This window comes from Bradyrhizobium sp., assembly GCF_035570375.1.
In the GTDB taxonomy this organism is placed as follows: domain Bacteria; phylum Pseudomonadota; class Alphaproteobacteria; order Rhizobiales; family Xanthobacteraceae; genus Bradyrhizobium.
On the sequence record NZ_DATMLW010000019.1, the window covers coordinates 1 to 2142 of the forward strand.

Consider the following 2142-nt stretch of genomic DNA (forward strand, 5'->3'; position numbering starts at 1 on the left):
GGAGGCCCGCGGCGCGGGCGACCTCGCTCGCGTTCAACGGCCGCTCCGACGCGTGTAACGTGCGCAAGACTTTGGCTGCTGCGACAACCGCGCCCACCGGCTTGCCCCGGCCGAGATCACTGGAAACAAGCCGCGCACGAGCCGCCCCGGTCGACTCCGATTCATGGCCCTTTGTCTGGAGGGGGCTGGCTGTTGAACCCGTTGATTGCGGCCGGTCCATCTCTCGCCTTATCAAACCCATTGACCCATGCGGGACGGCTGCCGATTGATCAACGGCCCTCTGCCTCGATTACCTTGCCAGGCCTCGCCGTATGTGCCGAAGCTAAAAAGACAAAGGTCATGGCAGCGCGCGGCATAAGCAGTCGTTCGATCCGCTCGAGCCGGAGCCGGGCCTCGCGTGCCCGCCGATCGAGCTCGACCCGCGGCACGCTCTCGCTCCATAGGTTTGCTTTCAGCACCGCGCCCTCCATGACGCGCCGCTCCCGACCACAACCGGGGGCGGAGACACTCCGATATCGCCTCTCATCAGACGCATTGACCTATACAGATTGGAAATGATATGCGGTCGCCTGTCTAATCGCAATACAAATCATTCGTCTTCTATGCAAGACGTACGCGACGGGCTCTAGATGGTTCTTGCGCCAGAAAGAAGAGGAAATGTTCCCCTGACATGGCGGGGGTAGACAGGCAGACAGGGGCTGGCAGGCGCGCTCGCCGGGGCAAAAGAAGGAATTGGGCAGAATGGCAGATGTGATGACGGATATCCCGAGCAACAGATCCCTTCAGACCACCGAACTCGACGGGCTGGTGATCGGGGCGGGCTTCGCGGGCCTTTACCAACTGCTCTGCCTACGCGACCGCCTCGGCCTGTCCGTGCGGGCGCTGGAGGCGGGCGGCGGCGTGGGCGGCACCTGGTATTGGAACCGTTATCCAGGGGCGCGATGCGATTCCGAAAGCCATGTCTATTGGTACACGTTTTCTCCCGAGCTGATGCGCGAATGGGAATGGTCCGAACGCTATCCCGGCCAGCCGGAGATCATGCGCTACCTGAATTTTGTCGCCGAACGGTTCGACCTGAAGCGGGACATCCATTTTAATACCCGGGTCGTTGCCGCGCATTACGACGAGGTCGCAAACCGTTGGCGGGTGCGCACCGAACGTGGCGAGACCTATGTCGTAAAATTCTTGATCACCGCCGTCGGCTGCCTATCCACGGCGAACGTGCCGAACTTCCCCGGTCTGAAGGATTTCAAAGGGGATTGGTACCACACTGGTCAATGGCCGCATGAGGGCGTGGATTTCACCGGCAAGCGGGTAGGCATGATCGGCACCGGCTCCACCGGTATTCAGGCCGCACCAGTGATCGCGGCGGCGGCAGCCCATCTAACCGTGTTCCAGCGCACCGCGAACTACTCGGTGCCCGCGCGCAACGCGCCACTGACGCCGGAGTTCCGGCAGTACATCAAGGAACACCCCGGCGAAATTCGGGCGGCCACGCGTGAGACGCTCAACGGCATGGCGTTCCGGATCGAGCAACGGCTGGCTGTCGAAACCTCGCCCGAGGAGCGCGAGAAGATCTACGAGGCGGCCTGGGAGCGTGGTGGCCTGCAATTCCGCGCAGTGTTCCAGGACATGATGATCGACAAGGCAGCGAACGACACGGCGGCGGACTTTATCAAGCGCAAGATCCGCTCGACCGTGAAGGATCCGACGACGGCGGCGATCCTGTCGGACATCGATCATCCCTACGCGGCGAAGCGCCCGCCGATCGATACCGACTACTTTGAGACTTACAACCGCCCCAATGTCACGCTGGTGGACTTGAGGGCAGCGCCGATCGAGCGGATCACTCCGTCGGGGGTTTGTACCACCCAAGCCGAATACCCGTTGGACATCATCGTCTTCGCCACCGGCTTTGATGCGATGACCGGTCCGATGCTGCGGATGGATATTCGCGGTCGCGGCGGGGTGGTGTTAAAGGATGCGTGGGAGGCGGGTCCGCGCAATTACCTCGGTCTGCAGGTCGCGGGGTTCCCGAACCTGTTCACGATCACGGGCCCCGGCAGCCCCTCTGTGCTGTGCAACATGCCGGTGGCGATCGAGCAGCACGCGGACTGGATCGCCGACTGTATCGAACACATG

3 protein-coding genes are annotated in these 2142 nt (G+C 62.3%); 1 reads left to right on the forward strand and 2 read right to left on the reverse strand.

Features of this window, described 5'->3' with window-relative positions; translation table 11 throughout:
- Window positions 1-220, reverse strand: a 220-nt coding sequence (locus VNX23_RS02395) for a hypothetical protein (RefSeq protein WP_325627571.1), incomplete at its 3' end; no start/stop codon positions are given.
- A 49-nt stretch (window positions 221-269) separates the two neighbouring features.
- Entirely contained in the window at window positions 270-458 is a 189-nt protein-coding gene (locus VNX23_RS02400) for a hypothetical protein (protein WP_325627572.1), read from the reverse strand.
- A gap of 283 nt (window positions 459-741) precedes the next feature.
- Between VNX23_RS02400 and VNX23_RS02405 the strand changes: the two genes are divergently transcribed.
- A partial coding sequence (locus tag VNX23_RS02405; protein WP_325627573.1) for an NAD(P)/FAD-dependent oxidoreductase occupies window positions 742-2142 on the forward strand: 1401 nt, incomplete at its 3' end.